Annotated in this window: 14 protein-coding genes; 12 read left to right on the forward strand and 2 right to left on the reverse strand. The window is 72.9% G+C overall.

From position 1 onward, the window contains the following. The first annotated feature begins 139 nt into the window (after nucleotides 1-139). Together ABEB00_RS14370 and ABEB00_RS14375 are read left to right on the forward strand one after the other, a co-directional pair. Complete coding sequence (locus tag ABEB00_RS14370) at nucleotides 140-931, forward strand: FadR/GntR family transcriptional regulator (protein ID WP_345619953.1); 792 nt, start codon at nucleotides 140-142, stop codon at nucleotides 929-931. Between the two features lie 215 nt (nucleotides 932-1,146). Beyond that, the gene (locus ABEB00_RS14375; protein WP_345620052.1) at nucleotides 1,147-1,809 is read left to right on the forward strand and encodes a GAF and ANTAR domain-containing protein; all 663 of its coding nucleotides are present in this window, start codon (nucleotides 1,147-1,149) and stop codon (nucleotides 1,807-1,809) included. 64 nt (nucleotides 1,810-1,873) lie between these two features. On the opposite strand, the gene ABEB00_RS14380 is transcribed toward ABEB00_RS14375, so the two are convergent. Then, a complete protein-coding gene (locus ABEB00_RS14380; RefSeq protein ID WP_345619954.1) occupies nucleotides 1,874-2,251 on the reverse strand; it encodes a DUF952 domain-containing protein in 378 nt (125 codons plus the stop codon). Between the two features lie 182 nt (nucleotides 2,252-2,433). On the opposite strand from ABEB00_RS14380, the gene ABEB00_RS14385 reads away from it, so the two are divergent. From ABEB00_RS14385 to ABEB00_RS14415, 7 genes are all read left to right on the forward strand, one after another. After that, complete coding sequence (locus ABEB00_RS14385) at nucleotides 2,434-4,245, forward strand: sensor histidine kinase (RefSeq protein ID WP_345619955.1); 1,812 nt, start codon at nucleotides 2,434-2,436, stop codon at nucleotides 4,243-4,245. Continuing rightward, on the forward strand, nucleotides 4,242-4,649 hold the full coding sequence (locus ABEB00_RS14390) for a roadblock/LC7 domain-containing protein (RefSeq protein WP_345619956.1): 408 nt from the start codon (nucleotides 4,242-4,244) through the stop codon (nucleotides 4,647-4,649). The genes ABEB00_RS14385 and ABEB00_RS14390 overlap by 4 nt, the downstream gene beginning before the upstream one ends. Then, nucleotides 4,646-4,993 carry a DUF742 domain-containing protein gene (locus tag ABEB00_RS14395; RefSeq protein WP_345619957.1) on the forward strand — a complete coding sequence of 116 codons (348 nt, stop codon included), beginning with the start codon at nucleotides 4,646-4,648 and terminating at the stop codon, nucleotides 4,991-4,993. The genes ABEB00_RS14390 and ABEB00_RS14395 overlap by 4 nt, the downstream gene beginning before the upstream one ends. Continuing rightward, nucleotides 4,974-5,591, forward strand: coding sequence for a GTP-binding protein (locus ABEB00_RS14400; protein ID WP_345619958.1), 618 nt, complete (start codon nucleotides 4,974-4,976; stop codon nucleotides 5,589-5,591). The genes ABEB00_RS14395 and ABEB00_RS14400 overlap by 20 nt, the downstream gene beginning before the upstream one ends. Then, nucleotides 5,588-6,811 (forward strand): cytochrome P450, encoded by a 1,224-nt coding sequence (locus tag ABEB00_RS14405; RefSeq protein WP_345619959.1) that lies wholly within the window; start codon nucleotides 5,588-5,590, stop codon nucleotides 6,809-6,811. The genes ABEB00_RS14400 and ABEB00_RS14405 overlap by 4 nt, the downstream gene beginning before the upstream one ends. After that, nucleotides 6,808-8,064: a cytochrome P450 family protein gene (locus ABEB00_RS14410; protein WP_345619960.1), complete on the forward strand. Its 1,257-nt coding sequence runs from the start codon at nucleotides 6,808-6,810 to the stop codon at nucleotides 8,062-8,064. The genes ABEB00_RS14405 and ABEB00_RS14410 overlap by 4 nt, the downstream gene beginning before the upstream one ends. A 185-nt stretch (nucleotides 8,065-8,249) precedes the next feature. Beyond that, nucleotides 8,250-9,077 carry a ribonuclease BN gene (locus tag ABEB00_RS14415; RefSeq protein WP_345619961.1) on the forward strand — a complete coding sequence of 276 codons (828 nt, stop codon included), beginning with the start codon at nucleotides 8,250-8,252 and terminating at the stop codon, nucleotides 9,075-9,077. Nucleotides 9,078-9,182: 105 nt separating this feature from the next. Here ABEB00_RS14415 and ABEB00_RS14420 read toward each other — a convergent pair whose 3' ends face one another. Beyond that, the gene (locus tag ABEB00_RS14420; RefSeq protein ID WP_345620053.1) at nucleotides 9,183-10,178 is read right to left on the reverse strand and encodes a LacI family DNA-binding transcriptional regulator; all 996 of its coding nucleotides are present in this window, start codon (nucleotides 10,176-10,178) and stop codon (nucleotides 9,183-9,185) included. Nucleotides 10,179-10,585: 407 nt separating this feature from the next. Between ABEB00_RS14420 and ABEB00_RS14425 the strand changes: the two genes are divergently transcribed. The 3 genes from ABEB00_RS14425 (at nucleotide 10,586) to ABEB00_RS14435 (ending at nucleotide 13,889) form a co-directional block, all read left to right on the forward strand. Beyond that, nucleotides 10,586-11,512: a carbohydrate ABC transporter permease gene (locus tag ABEB00_RS14425; protein WP_345619962.1), complete on the forward strand. Its 927-nt coding sequence runs from the start codon at nucleotides 10,586-10,588 to the stop codon at nucleotides 11,510-11,512. Between the two features lie 7 nt (nucleotides 11,513-11,519). Then, entirely contained in the window at nucleotides 11,520-12,467 is a 948-nt protein-coding gene (locus tag ABEB00_RS14430; RefSeq protein ID WP_345619963.1) for a carbohydrate ABC transporter permease, read from the forward strand. A 78-nt stretch (nucleotides 12,468-12,545) separates the two neighbouring features. Then, a complete protein-coding gene (locus ABEB00_RS14435) occupies nucleotides 12,546-13,889 on the forward strand; it encodes an ABC transporter substrate-binding protein (protein WP_345619965.1) in 1,344 nt (447 codons plus the stop codon). Nucleotides 13,890-13,941: the final 52 nt, after the last annotated feature.

Genomic DNA, 13,941 nt, shown 5'->3' on the forward strand with positions numbered 1-13,941 from the left:
GCCGCCTCGGCAAATTGGTCACCAATTTACCAGTGTGGCGACGATCATAGCTTCTGGCGCCCCCCAACTCTTGACAAACCGCACCCATGTGGACGATGAACTGCCTGGTCAGTCGCGTGCGAGCCCATCTGGTTGACTGGTGACCGTGACCAGTCAGCCTGCTCAGCAGTCCTCGGACGCCGCCCCCGACCTGGCGCGGCTGCTCCGTCCCGTGGTGCGCGAGTCCTCCGTGAGCGAGGTCGCCAAGCGGCTCCTCGACCACCTCTCGGCCGGGGACATCAAGCCCGGCACCCGGCTGCCCGCCGAACGCCAGCTCGCCGAAGCGCTCGGGGTGGCCCGCTCCAGCGTCCGCGGCGCGCTGTCCGCGCTGGACGTCCTCGGCATCATCGAGATCCGCCCCGGCTCCGGCTCCTACGTGCGCGAGGGCACCTCCGAGTTCCTGCCCCGGGCGATCAACTGGGGGCTGATGCTGGGCCAGCGCCGCACCCAGGACCTGGTGGAGGTGCGCACCTACCTGGAGGCGGTCTCGGCCCGGCTGGCCGCCGAACGAGCCACCGACGCCGACGTGGCCCGCCTGGAGGCGCATCTGGGGCACATGCGGGAGGCGGGCGGCGACGTCACCGCCTTCATCGACGCGGACATCGCCTTCCACCTGGAGTGCGCCCGGATCGCCCGCAACAGCGTCCTCACCGACATCCTGCACAGCATCCGCGCGCTGCTCCAGGTGTGGATGGAGCGGGTCAGCGACATCGAGGGCACGGTCGGCGGCACGCTCTGCGAGCACGACGCCGTACTGGAGGCGATCCGGGCCCGCGACCCGGAGGCCGCCGACCGGGCGATGGCCGAGCACATGCGGATGGCCAGCGCCCGGCTGCGCGAGTCCGTGGACGGTGACGCGGCCGTGGACGGTGACGCGGCCGGGGACGGCTGAGCCTCCCGCGCCGCGTCGCGCCGTGCTGCGCCGCCTCGTGGGCCGGGCAGGGGGTCGCCCCCTCCGCCGAGCCTGCCGCGCCGGGTTCTGGGCAGGCGCAGGGGGACCGGCCCCGGCATGCTGGGGGCCTGGGGCCCGTCCGGACGGCAGGCCCCGCGTCCATCGCTAGCGGCAGCGAGGAGCATCACGTGGACTGGCGGACGTTCGCGGAGCGGATGGCAGGGCTGTCCCGGGACCTGCTGGCGCAGGAGACGGTGAACGGCACCCTCCAGCGGATCACGGACGCGGCCGTCGAGCTGGTCGAGGGCTGCGACGCGGCCGGCATCCTCTTGCTGCGCGACAAGGGCATCCAGTCGCTCGCGCCGACCGAGCAACTGGTCGTCGACAGCGACCGGCTGCAGGGCCGCCTCGGGGAGGGGCCCTGCTTCGACGCGGCCCGCACCTCCACCGGGGAGCGGATGTTCCGGATCTTCGACTTCACCGACGAGGCGGTGCGCTGGCCCGCCTACGTCCCCGAGGCGCGCGAGCTGGGCCTCGGCAGCATGATGGGCATCCTCCTCTACACGGAGGACGAGGACCTGGGCGCGCTGAACTTCTACTCCCGGCGCCCCGGCGTCTTCACCGAGGCGAGCGAGACCGCGGGCTGGCTGCTCGCCTCGCACGCGGCGGTGGCCTTCTCCAGCGCGCGCACCCACGCCCAGTTGCAGCAGGCCATCGGCACCCGGCACACCATCGGTGAGGCGATGGGCATCCTCATGGGCAGACACCGGGTGAGCGAGGAACGAGCCTTCGAGGTCCTGCGCCGCTACTCCCAGGACCACAACATCAAGCTCCGGGACGTCGCCCGGCTCGTCTGCGAGAAGGGCGGGCTGCCGTGAGACGGCCGGCCCGCCGGACCCTTCGGCCGGCTGCCGGGCGCCGGTGCTCCGCCCGGCCGGGGGCTCAGTCCGGCTGTCCCGGGCCCGCCTGCGCCAAGCCCGCCGCCCGGCCGTCCGCGTCCCACCGGACCGTCAGGACGCGCTCGACGGCGTCGCGGTCGAGGGGTCCGAACACGTGGGGGAAGAGGGTGTCCGCGGCGACCCCGGGCGGCGCGGCGGGGACCGCCGCCTCCCACTCCACCCGGGCGGTGAGCCGCTTCTCGTCGAGGACCAGTACCAGCAGCGGTCGCGGTGCGGTCCGGTAGAAGGCGTCGATGACGGCCAGCGTCGTCTCCTCGTCGGGAGAGCAGTGGACGAAACCGTCGTCCGGGAGGGAAGCGGGGGCGTACGGACGGTCGGGGCGGGCGTTCCACTCCACGGACGTCACAGCGTGGTAAATCATGCCCCGGTTATACCGCTTTGCAGCGGAAGACGAAGACAATCTTTGGGCGAGACCCTTCCCAGACCAATCGTCAAGTCTCGTATAGTGATCGCCGGTTGAGCGCTGCGTGACAAGTGCCCGCTCGCCGCTCCCCCGTAAGCCGACACGAGGGCCGCCGCGGCGGCCTGGCGAGGACCCGATTGATGACCGCCCCCGCCCGCTCCGGCGACCGGACCGCCCCGCGTACGTTCGCCGCCGTGACCCTGCCGTGCTCGGTGGTGTGCGCCCTGGCCGTGGGCGGAGCCGTGGCGGCGGCCCCTTCCTCGGTACGGCTGTCCCTGGGCCTGGGGGCCAGCGCCGCGGCCCTCGTGCTCTGCGCGGCGGTGACCGCCGCCGTCCACGGCCTGCGCTCCGCCCGGCTGCTGCGCCGCCGACTGGACGCGGCCACCGCGGAGACGGGCCGGCTCGGCCAGGAACAGGTACGGCTGACCGAGGCGCTGCGCCGGGAACAGCAGCGGCTGCGCGGCGAGGCCGCCGGCGAACAGGCCCGGCTCGCCGCGGAGTCCGAGCGGGAACGGGCGCGGCTCCTGGCCGGGTTCGAGCGGGAGCGGACGCTGCTCCTGGAGGAGTCGGCGCGCGAACGGGACGCATCGGTCGCGGCATGGGAGCGGGAGCGGGAGCGGCTGCTGGAGCAGCGGGCCGAGGAGGTCACCCGGCTCGGCGCCGAGACCGCCCGGCTGCGGGCGCGGCTCGACAGGGCCGCCGGTGAGCGCAAAGCCGCCCTCTCCGCGACCGGCAACGCGGCCGGCCGGATGCAGGCGCTGGCCACCGGCATGCTCGCCGACCTGCGCGCGATGGAGGAACGGCACAGCGGCGAGGACGTCCTCGCCGACCTGCTCCACCTCGACCACCGCACCGCGCAGGCGGGCCGGCTCGCCGACTCCGTCGCCGTTCTCGCGGGCGCCCGGTCCGGGCGGCGCTGGGCGCGGCCCATCGGCATGGAGTCGATCCTGCGCGGGGCGATGGGGCGGATCGCCGGCTACCAGCGGGTGCGCGTGCACTCGACCAGTGCGGCCGCCGTCGCCGGTCACGCCGCCGAGGGCGTGATGCACGCACTGGCCGAACTCCTCGACAACGCGGCGAACTTCTCACCGCCGACCGCCGAGGTGCACGTCTACGTCGAGCAGGTGCCGGCCGGCGTCATCGTGTCCGTGGAGGACAGCGGGCTGGTGATGGGCGACGTCCAGTTGCGGCGGGCGCAGCAGGCGGTCGCCGGCGAGACCTCGGGGCTCGGCGGGCTGGCCGGCACCCGGCTGGGGCTCGCCGTGGTGGGCCGGCTCTCGCGCAAGTACGGCCTGAAGGTGTCCTTCCGGCCCTCCGCGCGCGGCGGCACGGGGGTGCTGATGCTCATCCCCCAGGACCTCCTGACCGGCGCCGGCACCGAGACTCCCGTCCCCACCGGCGGTGCGGCGCTGCCGGGGGACTTCCCGCCGGTCCCGTCCGGGGTCCCTGCCGTCCCCGCGGGCGGACCGGCGCAGGAGCCGCCGGCCACCGCGACCGGGCCCGCCCGGGAACGGACCGGCACCGCGGGCACGTATCCCCAGAACCCGACCGGCGGGACCGGTACGCCACCCGAACACACCCACGCACCGGCCGGTTCCCCCTCCGAGCAGGCCACCGGCTCGGACCCCGGCCGGCCCCGGCACCCCGGGGGGCACGGCGGCGGTGAGCCGCCCGCGGAGCTGCCCAAGCGCCGCCGGGGACGTACTCTCGCCGCCGCCGAGCACGCCCGGAGCGCCGAGCGGGACACCGGGGACCGCCCGGCGCCCTCCGCCGAGGACACCCGGGCGCGCACGGCCCGCTTCGGCAGTTTCCGCGAGGCCGTGCGGGCCACCCCGCGGGACACCGGCGCGGCGGCACCCGCACCGGCCCCCGCAGCCGTGCCCGCGCCCGCCACCGACCACCCCTCCCCCTCCTCCTCGCACGCGCACCCGGAAGGCGACACCACCTCATGACCGGCACCACCACCGCCGACGAGAAGCTCACCTGGCTCATCGAGGGCCTCCTGGAGCGCACGCCGGGTGCGCGGCACGCGCTCGTCCTCTCCCGCGACGGCCTCAAGCTCTGCCGCACCCCGGAACTCACCGTCGACCAGGCCGACCAGCTCGCCGCGATCGCCGCGGGCATCCAGTCGCTGTCCCACGGCGCCTCCATGGAGTTCGGCGACGGCAGCGGCGGCGTCCGCTCGGCGATGGCCGAGTTCTACGGCGGCATCCTGTTCATCGTGGAGGCCGGCGCGGGCGCGCACCTCGCCGTGGTGACCGCCGAGGAGGCGGACGCCGGACTGGTCGGGCACAACATGAGCGAGCTGGTCGAACAGCTCGGCGAGCATCTGACCGCGCCGCCGCGCGCGTCATGAGCCGTCCCGGCAGGGACGACGCGCCGGACCGTCTCTACACCGTCACCCAGGGACGCAGCAGCTCGGGCCCGGGCAACCCCTTCGACCTGGTCACCCTCGTCGTCGCCGAGTGCGATCCGGTGCCGGGCATGCAGTCGGAGCACACGGCGATCCTGCGGATGACCCGGTACCCGACGGCGGTGGTGGAGATCGCCGCCGAGCTGCGGCTGCCGGTCGGCATCACCAAGATCCTTCTCGCCGATCTGCACGCCGCCGGCCGCGTCAGCGCCCGCCATCCGCGCAGGTCGGCCGTCCCCGATCCCGACATCCTGGAGCAGGTGCTCGTTGGCCTCCGCAATCTCTGACGCCCGCACCCCGCTGGGTGCCTCCGCCGACAACGGTCTGAAGATCGTCGTGGTGGGCGGTTTCGGCGTCGGCAAGACGACCATGGTCCGCTCGGTCAGCGAGATCCGTCCCCTCAACACCGAGGAGACGATGACCCGGGCCGGCGAGACGGTCGACGACACCAGTGACGTGAGCGACAAGACCGCCACGACCGTCGCCTTCGACTTCGGCCGCATCACCCTCGACGCCCGCAACGTGCTGTACCTGTTCGGCGCCCCCGGCCAGCAGCGGTTCTGGTTCCTGTGGGACCGGTTGTTCGACGGCACGCTCGGCGCGGTGGTCCTGGTCGACATCCGCCGGATCGACGACTCCTGGTACGCCATCGACCGCCTGGAGCGCCACGGCACGCCGTTCATCGTCGCCGTCAACGACTTCGGCGGTTCCCGGCACTCCCCCGAGGACGTCCGCGACGCCCTCGACCTCGACCCGCACGTGCCGCTGGTCCACTGCGACGCCCGGTCGCGCGAGTCCAGCAAGGAGGTGCTGATCGCGCTGGTCGAGCACCTCCGGGCCCACTACGCCGGCCTGGCCGCCCGGCCCCGACAGGAGTACGTGTGACCACCGACGCCGTGCCGCTCGGCGGCCCGCGCTTCCAGACCGACCCCGCCGGGCTGTACCGCGAGATGCGGCGCGACCACGGTCCCGTCACGCCGGTCCTGCTCGACGGGGACGTACCGGCCTGGCTGGTGCTCGGCTATCGCGAGCTGCACCAGGTCACCGGGGACCCGGCGCTGTTCAGCCGCGACTCGGGGCTGTGGAACCGGTGGCCGGAGATCCCCGACGACTGGCCGCTGCTGCCGATGATCGGCCACAACCAGCCCTCGGTCCTCTACACCGTCGGCGAGCAGCACCGCGCCCGCGCCACCATGATCAGCGACGCGCTGGAGGCGGTGGACGCCGCCGGACTGCGCGGCCACGCCGAACGCTTCGCCGACGAACTCATCGACCGGTTCTGCCTGAAGGGCGAGGCGGACCTCGTCGGCGACTACGCGATGCTGCTGCCGGTGCGGGTCATGACCCGGCTGTTCGGGTTCGCCGACGAGCAGGGCCCCGCCCTGGTCACCGCGTTGAACGACATGATCGACGGCCAGGAGGGGGCGCTGGCGGGCCAGACCCACCTGGGGACGTCGGTGGCGGAACTGCTCGCCGAGCGCCGGCGGGAACCCGCCGACGACGTCGTCTCCCGGATGCTCGCCGACCCGGGCGGTTTCTCGGACGAGGAGATCACCCAGGACCTGATGGTGATGCTGGCCGCCGGTCACCAGCCGACCGCGGACTGGATCGGCAACTCGCTGCACCTGATGCTGACCGACGACCGGTTCGCCGCCTCCCTGTTCGGCGGGCGCAACAGCGTCGCCGAGGCGATGAACGAGGTGCTGTGGGAGCAGACGCCGACCCAGAACGTGGCCGGCCGCTGGGCCGCGCGCGACACCCGGCTGGGCGGCCACCGCATCCGCGCCGGCGACCTGGTGCTGCTCTGTCTGCAGGGCGCCAACTCCGACCCGCAGGTGCGCACCGACGGCGCCACACTGACCGGCGGCAACGGCGCGCACTTCTCCTTCGGGCACGGTGAGCACCGCTGCCCCTTCCCGGCGCAGGAGATCGCCGAGGTGGTCGCGCGCACCGGTATCGAGGTGGTCCTCGACCGGCTGCCCGACATCGACCTGGCGGCGCCCGCCGCGTCCCTGGCCCGTCGCCCCTCGCCGTGGCTGCGAGGGCTGACCGAGTTGCCCGTGCGGTTCACCCCGACCCCTGCCCTGGGAGGCACGTCAGCATGACGACCGGCACCGATGAAGCCCGCGTCCCCGCCGGGGAGGCGCGGATCCCGCTGGACCCGTTCGTCACCGACCTGGACGGCGAGAGCGCCCGATTACGGGCCGCGGGTCCGCTGGCCGCCGTGGAGCTGCCGGGCGGCGTACCCGTCTGGGCCGTCACCCACCACGCCGAGGCCAAGGCCCTGCTGACCGACCCGCGCCTGGTCAAGGACATCGAGGTGTGGGGCGCCTGGCGGCGCGGCGAGATAGCGGCCGACTGGCCGCTGATCGGGCTGGTCAACCCGGGCCGCTCCATGCTGACCGTGGACGGCGCCGAGCACCGGCGGCTGCGCGCGCTGGTGGCGCAGGCGCTCACCGCGCGCCGGGTGGAGCACCTGCGGGAGCGGATCGGCGAGCTGACCGAGCGGCTCCTGGACGAACTGCCCGCGACCGGCCCGGTCGACCTCAAGGCCGCCTTCGCCTACCCGCTGCCGATGTACGTCGTCGCCGACCTGATGGGGATCGAGGAGGAGCGGCTGCCGCGGCTGAAGGTGCTGTTCGAGAAGTTCTTCTCGACGCAGACGCCGCCCGGGGAGGTCGTCGCCACCCTCACCGAGCTGGCCGGGATCATGGCCGAGACGGTCGCCGCGAAGCGGGCCGCGCCCGGCGACGACCTGACCAGCGCACTGATCCTGGCCTCCGAGGACGGGGACCGCCTCTCCGACGCGGAGATCGTCTCCACCCTCCAGCTCATGGTCGCGGCCGGCCACGAGACGACGATCTCACTGATCGTCAACGCGGTGGTCAACCTCTGCGCCCACCCCGGCCAGCGCGACCTGGTCCTCGCGGGTGAGGCGGAGTGGGCGGCGGTGATCGAGGAGACCCTGCGCCACTCGACACCGACCACCCACGTACTGATCCGCTTCGCCACCGAGGACGTCCCGGTGGGCGACAAGGTGATCCCGGCCGGCGACGCGCTGATCGTGTCGTACGGCGCGCTGGGCCGGGACGAGCGGGCGCACGGCCCGACGGCGGGCGAGTTCGACGTCCTGCGGACCTCGGCCAACCGGCACCTCGCCTTCGGCCACGGCCCGCACGTCTGCCCCGGCGCGGCCCTGTCCCGGCTGGAGGCCGGCGTGGCCCTGCCCGCGCTGTACGCGCGCTTCCCCGGCCTGGACCTCGCGGTGCCGTTCTCGGAGCTGCGCAACAAGCCCGTGGTGACCCAGAACGACCTCTTCGAGCTGCCGGTCAGGCTGACGCCGGCCCCGGAGGTCTGACCGGCGCCACCCGCCCCGGTGCTCCGCCGGTCGCGGCGCGCGCTGCCGGGCGCCGGGCTAGGGTCGGTCTGAGGCATCCGCGCGGCAGGCGGGGATGCGTCGGACAGACCCTGGGTCGGCGCCCGGCCGCGTCGGGGACGGCCGCGACCACGAGCCGTCTTCGGAAACCCCCGAGGAGCGTCTGCGTGCACCGGTTCCTGCTCCCGTTCCCCTCCCTGTGGGACCGGCTGGCCGCCACCGCCCTCGTCCGGCACGGCCGCGAGCTGGAGCTGATGCACCGGTCGATGGGGTTCGCCACCCTGGCGCTGGTCACCCTGGCCCCGCTGCTGATCGTGGTCGCCGCGGCCGATCCACTGGGGCGCGGTGGCTTCGCGGCGTGGCTGGCCGACGGGATGGGGCTGTCCGGGCGGTCCGCGCGGGTGCTGACGGACATCATCAGCCCGCCCCGTGAGGTCGTCGGCACCACCAGCGTCTGGGGTGGTCTGCTGCTGGCCGTCTTCGGGGTGTCCTTCGCCGCGAGCGTGCAGAACGGATACGAACGGATCTGGAGCCTGCCCTCGGGCCCGTGGCACCGGGTCTGGCGCCAGGTGACCTGGGTGGTGGCGCTGTCCACGTACCTCTACCTGGAGGTGCAGACCCGGACCACGCTGCACGGCACGGCCCGCATCGTGCTGTCCACGGTGACCGGCGTGTTCTTCTTCTGGTGGGCGCAGCACTTCCTGCTGGGCAGCTCGATCCGCTGGCGGGACCTGCTGCCGGGGGCGGTGGCCACGATGGTGGGGCTGATCGGGCTGCGCGGCTTCTCCTACCTCGTCTTCACCCCGCTGATCCTGGACAACGCCATCAGCTACGGCACGGTGGGCATCGTGCTGGTGGTGGAGTCCTGGCTCATCGGGGTGGGGTTCGTGGTGTTCGGGGGCGCCCTGTTCGGCCGCTGGTTCCTCGAACACCACTGGTGGACGCGTGGCGAACGGGGCGAGGAGTACCTCGACCGGACGGCGCCCCCCGGGTGAAACGACCGGGGGCCGAACAGGGCGCCTGCGAACACCCGCGTCCCGGTCACCCGCGCCCCGGTCACCCGCGCCCCGGCCGCTCCCGCCCCGCTCACCTGACCGCGATCACCCCCGCGCCGGGCGCCGCACCGCCGTGCTCGCCCGCTCCACCAGCCGCGTGGGCACCAGCGTCGTACCGCACGACGGGCCCTCCTGGCGCATCTTGCGCAGCGCCGTCGCCACGCACAGCCGGCCCACCTCGGCGAAGTCCTGGTGGACGGTGGTCAGCGGCGGCAGGAAGGAACCGGCCTCGGGGATGTCGTCGAAGCCGATGACGCTGACGTCCTCGGGGACGCGCCGGCCGCGCTCGTGCAGGGCGCGCAGCAGACCGAGCGCCATCTGGTCGTTGGCGACGAAGACCGCCGTGCACTCCGCGCGGGCGGCGAGGTCCAGGCCGGCCCGGTGGCCGGACTGCGCCGACCAGTCGCCGCGGACGAGGGGCGGCGCGGTCCGGCCGGCCGCGGTGAGGGTGGCGCGCCAGGCGTCGGCGCGGCGCTGGGCGGCGAAGGAGCCGGCCGGCCCGGCCAGGTGCCACACCGTCTCGTGCCCGAGGCCGAGCAGGTGGCGTACGGCGGCGCGGGTGCCGCCCGCCTGGTCGGTGTCGACGACCGTGTAGTGGTCGCCCGCGTCGGAGTCCACGACCACCACCTGGACGTGCGGCGGCAGGGTGACGGTCGCCGCGTCCAGCAGGTGGACCTCCATGATGACGATCACCGCGTCGACGGCCAGCTCCTCCAGCCGGGAGAAGGCGCCCCGCACCTCGTCCTGGGTGGGCACGGCCACCGGCAGCAGCGTCACCGCGTACCCCTCGCGGGCGGCGGAGGTGGCGATCGCCTCCAGGGTGCGGACGTTGCCGGTGGTGGCCAGGGTGAAGGTGATGACGCCGATGGTGCGGAACTCTCCCCGTCTGAGGGCGCGGGCCGCGCTGTTGGGGCGGTAGCCCAGTTCCTTCATGGCCGCGAGGACCTGCCGCCGGGTCTCCTCGGTGACGCTGGCGTGGCCGTTGGAGACGCGGGAGACGGTCTGCGAGGAGACCCCGGCCAGCTTGGCCACGTCCGCCATGGACACGGTGGCCGCCCGGCCGCCGCGCCGCCGGGACACCGGCGCGCCGGGCACCTCGGTGTCCGCCACGCCCGGCCCCGGGTCCTCCTGCCCTCGGTCCGCACCCGGCCCGGGCAGGTCCGCCGTGGCTCCCTCAGCCGTCTCCACTCGCCGTCCGCCGCCTCTCGCTGACCGTCCGGGGCCGGGTCCGGCAGGACCCTTGACCGTCGTCCTCGGGGCGGTGTAGACATGCCGCCACCGAAATGTTCACGTAAACATAACAGCACGTCTCCCGCTCGCGGAGCGTGCTGTCTGCGCGAACACCACCACTGTCACCACATCATCGCTGTCACCACATCACCGCTGCGACAACTCCGGCCTGCGGACATCACCGGCCTGCGGACCTGCGGACGAGCGCGAGGAACGACATGACGACGCTGCACCCCCCGGCGGCCTCCGGGCCACGACCGGCACCGCCCCCGGTACGGCGGGACCGCCGCTCCTGGACCGGCTGGGGCTTCCTCGGCCCGTTCGTGGCCGTCTTCGCCCTGGTCTTCCTCGCGCCGATCGCGTACTCGCTCTATCTGAGCCTCTTCCGCGAACAGCTCATCGGCGGCACCACCTTCGTCGGCTTGGACAACTACCAGCAGGCCCTGCGGGACGCGCAGTTCTGGGCCGCCCTCGGCCGGGTCTCGCTCTTCCTGGCGGTGCAGGTGCCGGTCATGCTCGGCATCGCGCTGCTGGTCGCGCTCGCCCTGGACAGCGGGCGCCTGTACGGCCGGGACTTCTTCCGCATCTCGATCTTCCTGCCGTACGCCGTGCCCGCCGTGGTCGCCACCCTGATGTGGGCCTTCATGTACGGCTCCCGCTTCGGCCTGGTCGGCGACGTCAACGACGCGCTCGGTGTCACGCTGCCGAACCCGCTCTCCCCCGACCTGGTGCTGGCCTCCATCGGCAACATCGTCACCTGGGAGTTCGTCGGCTACAACATGCTGATCTTCTACTCGGCGCTGCGCGTCGTCCCGCACGCGCTGTACGAGGCCGCCGAGATCGACGGCGCCGGGCAGTTCCGCGTCATCACCGCCATCAAGCTCCCGGCGATCCGCGGCGCCCTGGTCATCGCGGCGATCTTCTCCGTCATCGGCAGCTTCCAGCTCTTCAACGAGCCGAGCATCATGCAGCCGCTGGCACCGAACGCGATCACCACCGACTACACGCCGAACTACTACACCTACGCGCTCTCCTTCAACGGACAGCAGCACAACTACTCCGCGACGGTCGCCATCGTCATGGGACTGATCACGATGGTCATCGCCTATGCCGTCCAGCTCCGCGGCATGCGCAAGGGAGCGTGAAGCAGCGATGACCAGTCCCGCCACCACCGCCGGTCCTGCCGCGGCCGCCGCCGACGGCTCCGCCCGCCCCGCGCCGAAGCTGCGCGCCTCCCGGCGCCGGCACACCCCCGGCAAGCCCCGGCGCAGCGTCCTGCTGACCGTCCTCACCGGCCTGGTGCTGCTCTACAGCCTGGTGCCGCTGCTGTGGCTGCTGTTCAGCGCCACCAAGACCCAGGAGGGGCTGGCCGACTCCTTCGGCCTCTGGTTCGACGCCGACTTCGCCCTGTTCGGCAACATCGCCGACACCTTCACCTACGACGACGGCGTCTTCGTCCGCTGGCTGCTCAACACCCTGCTCTACGTCGTCGTCGGCGCGGGCGGCGCGACCTTCCTCGCGGTGCTGGGCGGCTACGCGCTCGCCAAGTTCGAGTTCCCCGGCCGCAAGGCCGTCTTCGCCGTGGTGATCGGGGCGGTCGCCGTGCCGGGCACCGCGCTCGCGGTGCCGACCTTCCTGATGTTCAGCGAGATCGGGCTCACCAACACCCCGTGGGCGGTGATCGTCCCGTCGCTGATCTCGCCGTTCGGCCTGTATCTGATGTGGGTGTTCGCCACCGAGGCGATCCCGGCCGAGCTGATGGAGGCCGCCCGCATCGACGGGGCGGGCGAGGCGCGCACCTTCTTCACCGTGGCGCTGCCGCTGCTCGCGCCCGGCATCGTCACCGTACTGCTCTTCTCCATGGTCACGACCTGGAACAACTACTTCCTGCCGCTGATCATGATCAAGGACCCGGACTGGTTCCCGCTGACGCTCGGCCTGAACGCCTGGAACTCGCAGGCGCAGACGGCCGGCGGCGAGGCCGTCTTCAACCTGGTCGTCACCGGTTCGCTGCTCACCGTCGTGCCGCTGATCGCCGCCTTCCTGCTGCTCCAGAGGTACTGGCAGTCCGGACTCGCCGCCGGAAGCGTCAAGGAGTAGTCCCCCCGCCCGCACTTCCCTCTCCGATCACCCTCCCGTACCCGCCGGTTCCGGCCACGAAGAAGTGGATGCCCGACCATGCCCAAGCACTCGCGCCGCCTGTTGCGCGGTATCGGACTCGTCTGTGCCCTCGCCCTGGGAGCGACCGCCTGCGGCGGTTCCGACGACGGCGGACCGGAGCAGAAGTCCGTCTCCGCGGCGGACATCGACGCGGCCCTGAAGAAGGGCGGCACGCTCACCGTCTGGGCGTGGGAGCCCACGCTGAAGCAGGTGGCCGCCGACTTCCGGAAGGCGCACCCGGCGGTCAAGGTGAACCTGGTCAACGCGGGCACCAACACCGACCAGTACACCGCCCTGCAGAACGCGATATCGGCGAAGAAGGGGGTCCCGGACGTCGCCCAGATCGAGTACTACGCCATGGGCCAGTACGCGCTGACCAAGCAGCTCACCGACCTGACGGGCTTCGGCGCCGGCAAGCTCGCCGACCGCTACTCCCCCGGCCCGTGGGCGGCCGTCAAGGCCGGTGGCGACAGCGTCTGGGCGCTGCCGATGGACTCCGGCCCGATGGCGCTGTTCTACAACAAGAAGGTCTTCGACCAGCACGGCATCGAAGTCCCCGCCACCTGGGACGAGTTCGTGGAAGCCGGCCGTGAGCTGCACGAGGCCGACCCGAAGGCGTACATCGCCGCCGACACCGGGGACGCCGGGTTCGCCACGAGCCTGCTCTGGCAGGCGGGTTCGCACCCGTACACGGTCGACGGCACCAAGGTGAGGATCGACTTCTCGGACGCGGGCGCCAAGACGTACACGGACACCTGGCAGAAGCTGCTGGACGAGAAGCTGCTGGCGCCGGTCACCGGCTGGACCGACGAGTGGTACAAGGGCCTCGGCGACGGCACCATCGCGACCCTGCCGCTCGGGGCGTGGATGCCGGCCAACTTCGCCTCGGGGGTGAAGAACGCGGCGGGTGACTGGCGGGTCGCGCCGCTGCCGCAGTGGACCGCGGGCGGCAAGGCGAGCGCCGAGAACGGCGGCAGTTCGCTGGCCCTGCCGGAGCTGGGCGGGAACGAGGCACTGGCCTACGCGTTCACCGAGTACGCCAACGCCGGCGAGGGCGTCAGGACCCGGCTGGCCGGCGGTGCCTTCCCGGCGACCACCGAGGAGCTGAACTCGCCGGAGTTCCAGGAGACGAAGTTCCCGTACTTCGGCGGGCAGCAGGCCAACAAGATCTTCGCCGAGTCGGCCGCGAACGTCGCCGACGACTGGTCGTACCTGCCCTACCAGGTGTACGCCAACTCGGTCTTCAACGACACCGCCGGCAAGGCGTACGTCTCCGGCACCAAACTGGCGGACGGCCTGAAGGCCTGGCAGAACGCCTCGGTGAAGTACGGCACCCAGCAGGGTTTCACCGTCGAGAAGTAGCACCCCGGGCGGCGCGGGCCACCGGTCCGCGCCGCCCCCGCGCGAACCCCAC

This window comes from Streptomyces ziwulingensis (assembly GCF_039542605.1).
Taxonomy (GTDB): domain Bacteria; phylum Actinomycetota; class Actinomycetes; order Streptomycetales; family Streptomycetaceae; genus Streptomyces; species Streptomyces ziwulingensis.

What these genes read in the sequence shown, in the direction of transcription:
- ABEB00_RS14375 (WP_345620052.1), top strand. Translation starts at nt 1,147, where the DNA reads ATGGCAGGGCTGTCCCGGGACCTGCTGGCGCAGGAGACGGTGAACGGC.
- ABEB00_RS14380 (WP_345619954.1), bottom strand. Translation starts at nt 2,251, where the DNA reads ATGATTTACCACGCTGTGACGTCCGTGGAGTGGAACGCCCGCCCCGAC.
- ABEB00_RS14385 (WP_345619955.1), top strand. Translation starts at nt 2,434, where the DNA reads ATGACCGCCCCCGCCCGCTCCGGCGACCGGACCGCCCCGCGTACGTTC.
- ABEB00_RS14390 (WP_345619956.1), top strand. Translation starts at nt 4,242, where the DNA reads ATGACCGGCACCACCACCGCCGACGAGAAGCTCACCTGGCTCATCGAG.
- ABEB00_RS14395 (WP_345619957.1), top strand. Translation starts at nt 4,646, where the DNA reads ATGAGCCGTCCCGGCAGGGACGACGCGCCGGACCGTCTCTACACCGTC.
- ABEB00_RS14410 (WP_345619960.1), top strand. Translation starts at nt 6,808, where the DNA reads ATGACGACCGGCACCGATGAAGCCCGCGTCCCCGCCGGGGAGGCGCGG.
- ABEB00_RS14420 (WP_345620053.1), bottom strand. Translation starts at nt 10,178, where the DNA reads ATGGCGGACGTGGCCAAGCTGGCCGGGGTCTCCTCGCAGACCGTCTCC.
- ABEB00_RS14425 (WP_345619962.1), top strand. Translation starts at nt 10,586, where the DNA reads ATGACGACGCTGCACCCCCCGGCGGCCTCCGGGCCACGACCGGCACCG.
- ABEB00_RS14430 (WP_345619963.1), top strand. Translation starts at nt 11,520, where the DNA reads ATGACCAGTCCCGCCACCACCGCCGGTCCTGCCGCGGCCGCCGCCGAC.
- ABEB00_RS14435 (WP_345619965.1), top strand. Translation starts at nt 12,546, where the DNA reads ATGCCCAAGCACTCGCGCCGCCTGTTGCGCGGTATCGGACTCGTCTGT.